This window comes from Marinobacter gelidimuriae, assembly GCF_000372805.1.
Classification (GTDB): domain Bacteria; phylum Pseudomonadota; class Gammaproteobacteria; order Pseudomonadales; family Oleiphilaceae; genus Marinobacter; species Marinobacter gelidimuriae.
In genome coordinates, this window is the sequence record NZ_KB889944.1 from 1 (window position 1) to 8,003 (window position 8,003).

Sequence of the window (8,003 nt, forward strand, 5' to 3'; positions counted from 1 at the left end):
GTGATAGACGGACGTTCATGTTGCTGCGGCAAACACCTGTGAGCCGCTTTCACACGGAACTTGGAAAGCTCTGGATGAAGGCGTTACGGCGCCGCAGCCAGCGCTACCGTCTCGTGTGGTCGCGCTTCGGTCAGTTCTTGCGAGATGCGCTGCCACAACCCAGAGTTGTGCATCCTTGGCCAAACAAACGATTTGACGGTAGACACTCAAGATAGGAGCCGTATGCGTTAGTAGCGCACGTACGGATCTGTGCAGGGGGTGCTGGGTGACCGGCATTCCTACTGCGACCTGCTTCTTCAGAGTAGCCATTTTCTCGGCAGAAAAATAACTCAAAATGATGATTTTTAGAGATAAAAGCCGAACATTCCAAATTTGTGAAACCTGCCTTCCACATTCTCAAATTCTATAGTTGCTATCGATTACGCATACTTTTCTGAACAAAACATAACAAGGGCAACTTGGGAGCGTTTATGGGCGATCACTCATATGACTACTGGCTAGGCAAAAGCGAATTGGTTGAAGACATCATTTCCGAATGCCTCGTCAAGCGAATAGCCGTTACCTTCGGAACTGAAACGCCAAAGCACGGAACGCCACTGCCACACCTGTGGCACTGGGCTTTTTTTCAAGAGCCTGTCAGTGAAGATTTGACCGGTCCAGATGGCCATCCCGTACTGGGTCAGTTTATGCCTCCGGTCGAAGGCCGCAATCGTATGTGGGCTGGTGGCCGCCTTGCTTTCCACACCCCCTTGCTAGTTGGAAAACCAGCACAGCGCCGCACTGAAATCATTAAAATCACAGAAAAACAAGGCAACACCGGTGCGTTATTGTTCGTTACGCTCCGGCACCAGTACATTCAAGACAATATATTGTGCATTGACGAAGAGCAGGACGTGGTTTACCGCGCACCAACCGCACCGCGCCTGCAAGACAGCGGCGAGATTCCGATGATGGACTGGCAAGAAAGCGTGACTCCGTCTTCGGTAATGTTGTTCCGCTACTCGGCGGTAACGTTCAATAGCCATCGCATCCATTACGACTACCCCTACGTGACCGCAATCGAGGGCTATTCGAACCTGGTGGTCCACGGCCCACTGATCGCCACTCTGCTGCTAAACAGTTTCATCAGCAACAACCCTGAGAAAGAGCCAAAACACTTTGAATATCGTGGCGTTCGACCATTGATTCAGGGAGCTGAGTTCAGCCTTGGCGGCTATGCAAAAACCGACAACGAAAGCGTGCTGCTAGCCTTTAACGACAACGGCCCGGCCCAGCAAGCCCGTGTAACCTATTAAGGAAAAGATCATGTTTGATAATCAAGAATCCCTGGATGCTATCCGCGATGGTGTACGTAGCCTGTGTGTAAACTATGGTGCCGAATACTGGCGTGAGCTGGACGAGAGAAAGGCCTTTCCCGAAGCCTTTGTTGAAGAGATGACCAAAGCCGGCTGGCTGGGAGCCATGATTCCTGAAGAATTTGGTGGTTCTGGCCTGGGGTTGACCGAAGCATCGGTAATCCTGGAAGAAGTGAATCGTTGTGGCGGCAACGCTGGAACCATTCACGGCCAGATGTACAACATGTTCACCTTGCTGCGCCATGGCAGCGATGAGCAAAAAGAATACTACCTACCAAAATTGGCTTCTGGCGAACTGCGTTTGCAATCGATGGCTGTAACCGAGCCAACAACCGGCACTGATACCACAAAGCTCAAAACCACCGCGGTGCGCAAGGGCGACAAATACGTCATCAACGGCCAGAAGGTTTGGATTTCGCGGGTTCAACACTCTGATCTTATGATTCTGTTAGCCCGCACAACACCGTTGCAAGAAGTAACCAAGAAGTCTTCAGGCATGTCCATTTTTATCGTTGACCTGCACAAGGCTATCGGGAATGGTTTGTCTGTTCAGCCCATCGCCAACATGGTAAATCACGAAACCAATGAGCTGTTTTTTGACAATCTGGAACTTCCAGCTGACAGCTTGATTGGCGAGGAAGGTCAAGGCTTCCGTTATATTCTGGACGGTCTGAACGCCGAGCGTGCGTTGATCGCAGCCGAATGCATTGGTGACGGTCACTGGTTTATTGAAAAAGCGGCCAAATACGCGTGTGAGCGGGAAGTTTTTGGCCGGCCGATTGGCAAAAACCAGGGAATTCAATTTCCCATCGCACAGTCTCACATTGAGGTTGAAGCGGCTGACCTGATGCGTTGGAAGGCTTGCTGGGAATACGACCACGGCCACAATGCCGGTGCTAGCGCCAACATGGCAAAGTACCTGGCTGCAGAAGCCTCTTGGAAGGCGGCTAACGCCTGCATGCAAACCTTCGGTGGCTTCGGTTTCGCTAACGAATACGATATTGAACGTAAGTTTCGCGAGACTCGGTTGTACCAAGTGGCGCCGATTTCAACGAATCTGATTCTTTCCTACGTGGCTGAGCATATTCTTCAGCTACCGCGGTCGTTCTAGGAGTTGACAATGACTGATGAAACCCGGGCACTTGCTGGATTTTTGGCTGACCTGACATACGACGACATTCCGGATTACGTCGTTGAGCGCTGCGAGGAGCTCTTTCTAGATTGGATGGGATCGGCACTGGCCGGAAAGGACTACCCTCCGATTCCTCTTTTTCAGAAATATGCTCGGCGGATGGGCCCTGATAATGGCCATTGCGAAGTGCTGGTTGACCGAAGCCGTACCTCTCCATGGTTCGCGGCATTTGTAAACGCTGCTTCATCTCACGTGGTTGAGCAGGATGACCTCCACAACAGTTCGGTACTTCATCCAGGTACCGTGGTGTTCCCGGCAGTCTTGGCTGCTGCTCAGGATCTGGACGTTTCCGGTCGGGATTTAATTTTGGCGTCGGTCGCCGGATACGAGGCCGGAATTCGGATCGGTGAATTCTTGGGGCGCTCTCATTACACAATTTTTCACACGACCGGGACGGTCGGTACATTGGCCGCAGCAGTAGCTGTGGGCAAGTTGTTTAAGTTCGACACAGATCAGTTCGTTAATGCGCTAGGAAGCGCTGGTACCCAGGCGTCTGGTTTGTGGGAGTTCCTGCGTGACGCTGCGAATTCCAAACAGCTACACACCGCAAAAGCGGCTGCAGACGGACTGCTTGCGGCCTACATGACTGAGGAAGGGCTTACCGGAGCGAGCCAGATCCTTGAAGGCCGACAGGGTATGGCTGCGGGTATGTCCAGCGATGCTGAGCCTGCGTTCCTGACAGACCAACTTGGGTCTCGTTGGGCGCTAGCGGAAACCTCGTTCAAGTTTCACGCTTCCTGTCGACATACGCACCCGGCAGCAGACGCACTGCTTGCACTGATGCAGGAACACGACCTTGCTAGCAGTGACATCGAGTCGGTTATTGCGAAAGTGCATCAAGCCGCAATCGATGTGCTCGGTATGGTGAACGAGCCCACCACGATTCACCAAGCAAAGTTCTCAATGGGTACCGTGCTGGGATTGATTGCTGTATACGGCAGCGCCGGTGTCCTCGACTTCCAGGATCGGGCATTACAGAGTGGAGAGGTAGCACACTTCCGCTCTCTGGTTAGTATGTCGCTGGATCCGGAAGTGGACAGAGCCTATCCAGCCAAATGGTTGGGCCGAATCGAGGTCGTCACAACCGATGGCCGGCGACTGAGTGCCGCAATAGACGATCCCAAAGGGGATCCGGGCAACCCGATGTCTCGTGGCGAGTTGGAAGAAAAGTTTCACAGATTGGTCGCTTTTTCAAAGGCAGCCACTCAGGCAGAGGCGGATCAACTGATCAGTTGGGCCTGGCAGCTTCGGGATGCCAGCAGTGTTAGTAATTTGCTGCCCCATGTCACCTCCGACCCCACTCATTGACAGGAAACGCACATGAGCAACAGCGAACTCCGTCCGTTGGACGGCATCACAGTGGTCAGCCTGGAGCATGCGATTGCGGCTCCATTCTGCACGCGTCAGTTAGCGGATCTTGGTGCTAGAGTTATCAAAATTGAGCGCCCCGGCGTTGGTGATTTCGCCCGCGGATACGACGAGCGGGTCCATGGTCTCTCTTCACATTTTGTCTGGACTAACCGCTCAAAGGAAAGTCTTACTCTGGATGTCAAAGCGGAACCGGCAAAGCCTATTCTTGATCAATTGTTGGAGGAGTCTGATGTTTTTGTTCAGAATTTAGCTCCGGGAGCTTGTCGTCGCCTGGGTCTCTCTTACGAAGATCTGCATGAAAGATTTCCCAAACTGATTGTGTGTGACATTTCCGGTTACGGCGACAGCGGGCCTTACCAGTATCGTAAAGCCTATGATTTGCTGATTCAGAGCGAGGGTGGTTTTCTGTCCACAACCGGTGCCCCAGGCCCTGACGGAATGGCTAAGGCGGGCTGTTCGATTGCCGATATCTCCGCCGGCATGTACGCCTACACCAACATCCTGTCTGCGTTAATGCTCCGCCAAAGAACAGGGGAAGGCTCACACATCGATGTGTCGATGCTTGAGTGCCTGGTTGAGTGGATGGGGTATCCGCTGTACTACGCCTATCAGGGGGCTGAACCGCCACCCCGCGCTGGTGCCTCCCACGCTTCGATCTATCCTTATGGCCCGTTTACGGCGGGCGATGGCAAGCAGGTCATGCTGGGCCTTCAGAACGAGCGCGAGTGGCTGGCGTTCTGTAATAATGTGTTGAATATGCCTGAATTGGCAGATGATCACCGTTTTTCCAGTAACCAGCTGCGTTCGGAGAACCGCGACGATCTGCGGGGCATTATTCAGCAAGTATTCGCGTCTATGTCTGCGGAGCAGGCCGCTCAGCGATTGGATGACTCGGCCATCGCTAATGCCAAAGTAAACGATATGCACGATGTCTGGGCGCATCCGCAACTGAAATCCCGGAATCATTGGGATACGGTGGGAAGCCCTGCTGGCGACGTGTCGGCGCCGCTGCCCCCGGGCCGGAGTAGTGCTTATACTCCGGTGATGAACCCGGTGCCCGCTCTGGGTGAACATACCGCCAGCATTCTTGCGGAACTTGGCTATCACGAAGAGCAGATTCAAGGGTTCAAAAGTGACGGAGTGGTTTGAATGATTTGAGAGCCGGGTTGGAAAACCCGGCTGCATTTTTTATGTCTGTGGTTGAGCTCGGGCTAAAATGTTGTGGGCTTGTTTGATAACCGGTGCATCTACCATTTTACCGTTAAGCTGGAACACGGCGCCAAACTCTGCTGCGCCGGCAACGATTTGCTGTGCCCACTCAACTTGACTGGCGTTTGGCGTAAAGGCTTGATGAATAGCAGGTAATTGTGCCGGATGAATGGCTAGCATGCCTGTGAAGCCCATCTGACTGGCGTTAATCGCCACCTGCAAGATTACATCTGGCTGGTCAATTACCGGTACCACCGTTTCTACCGGAGGTGCCAGGCCTGCTGCTCTGGAATGAATGACCAGTTGGCTACGGCAGTGGTCCAGCATCTTTTCGGCCCCTGGGGTATCTAAGGTCAGCCCAAGATCAGACGCCAGATCCAGAGCACCAATGCTCAAACGTGCAATTCCACGTGCCTTTACCAGTTCCGCTAGTGCCGCAATGCCCGCGCCGGATTCAATCAACGGCCATACCGGTTTTTTTGTTGTATCGGCGGTGTATTCGATGTCTTTAGCGCTGTCTGCTTTGGCCAGCATCACACCAAACACTGCTTCGGCATCACGGCAAAGCGCTAGATCGGCTTCAAATGCGTCCGTGTCTGCGCTGTTTATCCGCACCAACACTTTCACGTCGGGATTCTGCTCGAAGAACGTCGCCAGGGTAGAGCGCGCCTGATCCTTGGCGTCGGCGGGCACCGCGTCCTCAAGATCCACAATCACGGCGTCAGCGCCGCTAGCCAGCGCTTTACCGATTCTATCTGGCCGCGTGGCCGGAACAAAAAGAAACGAGCGCAGATGATCTTCCGTCATGTCGCATAGCCTTATTTAAATAATTTTAAGAACTGTTCGCTAAAGATATTGCAGGAAAGCCCTATACGCTCGGCGCCGCCGAGCTAAGTCTCCGCGTTGACGGATAGCGTGTTCACTGGTGGAATTAGGATGAATGACGCTCCGCCCGGTTTCTCAGCGAGACGGTTAATTCTATCATGAATTTCCTGGTACCAGTCCGGGTCAAAGGATATAGAAAAGCGATAACGCCCACAGGGTCAGGGCAGTGCCGGCCACGAGAACAAACACCCCGTTCCAGCCCAAACCAGCTCTTAGGGGTGACACTCCGCCCAATGACGCAGCCAGCATAACGGACGCTGTATATGGTGAGGTTACTCCGCTCAGCGCCCATCCGGATGTAATCGCCACGACCAGCGCCGTAGGTGGAATGCCCATAACCTCGGGCGAAGGCAAAATGGGCACCAGCAGCGAAACGGCGAGGATTGGATTCATGCCCAGCTGCCCTGTAATAGGGACTACCCAAACCATTGCAGCAACAATGATCCAGGGCGGGATCGTTGTCAGGTCAAGCCCTTGTGCCTGCACCAGTGGCACCAACAGAAATGCCCCCAAACTGCCGATAAAACCGGCCATGAACAGCAAGACGATCTCGCCGCGATAACGGGGCAATTCGCGCGTGACGAACAGTAGGGCGCGCTTTCGGATGTTGGCGCTGCGCGTAAAACCAACAGGGGGACGCTGCATTGCGATCCACAGAATTGCAATAACTGGAATAAATGACATGACAGCACCAATCACCTCAACTTCCGTGACCGTATGCAACAGCGCGACGCCAACCAACACAAGCCCCAGTAACAACAGCAATGGACGCAACTGAGTTATCCATCGCTCTGTTTCTACCGGGCGCGGACTGGGTTTAACGGACGGTTTGTAAAGTGCGTCCAGGCCCCATCCGATCACCAGCACCATTAGCGCGCTGACAACCCCGGGCAGGGCAGCGTCACTCCAGCGTGCACCCGGTACGACGGCTACGCTGATGATCATCGAAAACCCTAGGGGAGACCAGCACAGAGTAGACGCAAAGCCCCGCTGGATCGCGATCATCATGCGGCGGGTGCGCTGCTTGCGAATTTCGGGGTCAGGCTCGTGCGCGGTACTTTCGGTCGCCAAAGTGCCCAGCAATGATATTGACCCATAAAGCAGAATGACTGCGAACAGATGTCCACCAATGGTCAGGGCTGTGTAACGTAACCCCGACCGTTGCCGTGCCAGAAATCGCCCGCATTCGACAATTTCTGGTGCGGTCATAGCGGCATTCCGGATTGACGTCAGGGCTGTGAACAGCGCCATTACCATTGCACCGCGCTGCGCCGCTATTGCGGTTGCTGCCATCCAGTCCGTATGAGTTAGTGCAGCCCAAAGCACTAATGCGATCGCGATTAGCACGAAAATAACCCGCGAGACGGCCACACCAAAGCTGAAAATAGCGACTGCGATTAAGGCCAGTACCGAAGCGGCCACTGCGAATGCGGAATAATTCGTGTATTCGAAGGAGATCATCAAGAAAACGACCCCGACTGGCAGAAAGCCAGCCAAGGCAAAATAGCGCGAGGAGGTTGAGGTATTCATTCAGGCCGTTCGATCTCCTTTACATGTAAAAAAAGGGCGCGCCTGTTCACCCAATTGACCGATGCCTAAAAAATAGAGGGTCGACATTCTTTAGTGGCAGGCAAGATCTATCGGATTGGCTTTTCGTTTCATTAAGTATCTTCTCAAACAGGACTAGATTTTGAAGATACTGCGCTCCTGATCGTCAAGTTGCGCTAACAGGCCGGTTTCCCAGGCTAGATAACGACGAGAAGCTTCCAGGTTACCATCGTGTCGGTCATGCACAAAAAACAGGTAATCGATGCAGCTGGTATTATTTGGCTTATTAGGAGTGCGCTCTAGGGTCTGTTGACAATTCACATCGGCAGCCAGAGAAATGCGCAAGCCAATGACACGATGCTCTCATAATTTCGAGCAAGCTTGTCATATCGGGTGGCAACGGCACGATAGTGCTTGAGTCTGGCAAACGCATTCTCGACCAG

The 8,003-nt window shown here is 53.4% G+C and carries 6 protein-coding genes and 1 pseudogene; 4 read left to right on the forward strand and 3 right to left on the reverse strand.

Translation table 11 applies throughout. The features are described 5' to 3' along the window. Positions 1–470: 470 nt before the first annotated feature. Genes A3OI_RS0117800 through A3OI_RS20800 form a run of 4 tightly spaced genes read left to right on the forward strand, consistent with a single transcriptional unit; the run spans position 471 to position 5,067 of the window. A complete protein-coding gene (locus tag A3OI_RS0117800) occupies positions 471–1,295 on the forward strand; it encodes an FAS1-like dehydratase domain-containing protein (protein ID WP_018405569.1) in 825 nt (274 codons plus the stop codon). A 10-nt stretch (positions 1,296–1,305) separates the two neighbouring features. Further along, positions 1,306–2,466 (forward strand): acyl-CoA dehydrogenase family protein, encoded by a 1,161-nt coding sequence (locus A3OI_RS0117805; protein ID WP_018405570.1) that lies wholly within the window; start codon positions 1,306–1,308, stop codon positions 2,464–2,466. A gap of 9 nt (positions 2,467–2,475) precedes the next feature. Beyond that, the gene (locus tag A3OI_RS0117810) at positions 2,476–3,855 is read left to right on the forward strand and encodes an MmgE/PrpD family protein (protein ID WP_018405571.1); all 1,380 of its coding nucleotides are present in this window, start codon (positions 2,476–2,478) and stop codon (positions 3,853–3,855) included. A gap of 12 nt (positions 3,856–3,867) precedes the next feature. Further along, on the forward strand, positions 3,868–5,067 hold the full coding sequence (locus tag A3OI_RS20800) for a CaiB/BaiF CoA transferase family protein (protein WP_018405572.1): 1,200 nt from the start codon (positions 3,868–3,870) through the stop codon (positions 5,065–5,067). Positions 5,068–5,106: 39 nt separating this feature from the next. On the opposite strand, the gene A3OI_RS0117820 is transcribed toward A3OI_RS20800, so the two are convergent. The 3 genes and pseudogenes from A3OI_RS0117820 to A3OI_RS22405 all read right to left on the reverse strand — a co-directional run. Then, a complete protein-coding gene (locus tag A3OI_RS0117820) occupies positions 5,107–5,934 on the reverse strand; it encodes an HpcH/HpaI aldolase/citrate lyase family protein (RefSeq protein WP_018405573.1) in 828 nt (275 codons plus the stop codon). 201 nt (positions 5,935–6,135) lie between these two features. After that, positions 6,136–7,542, reverse strand: a complete 1,407-nt coding sequence (locus A3OI_RS0117825; protein ID WP_018405574.1) for a hypothetical protein — start codon at positions 7,540–7,542, stop codon at positions 6,136–6,138. A gap of 335 nt (positions 7,543–7,877) precedes the next feature. Continuing rightward, a pseudogene (locus A3OI_RS22405) lies at positions 7,878–8,003 on the reverse strand (IS5/IS1182 family transposase); the annotation flags it as partial.